Annotated in this window: 1 pseudogene; it reads left to right on the forward strand. The window is 59.6% G+C overall.

Features of this window, described 5'->3' with window-relative positions:
• A pseudogene (locus AC30D9_RS29445) lies at positions 1-208 on the forward strand (carbon starvation protein A); the annotation flags it as partial.

Below are 208 nucleotides of genomic sequence, written 5' to 3' on the forward strand. Positions count from 1 at the left end.
AACCGCGGGCCTGATCAAGCTGTTCGACGCCAATCCGGCGATCGGCTTCCTGGCCCTGGCACGCAAATACAACGATGCCCTGGCCGCCGGCCAGATCCTGGCCCCGGCCAAGAGCATCGAGCAGATGCAGCATGTGGTGTTCAATGCCTATACCAACGCGACGCTGACGGTATTGTTCCTGTTCGTGGTCTTCAGCATCCTGTTCTAC

It is taken from the genome of Pseudomonas sp. DF11, from assembly GCF_058148565.1.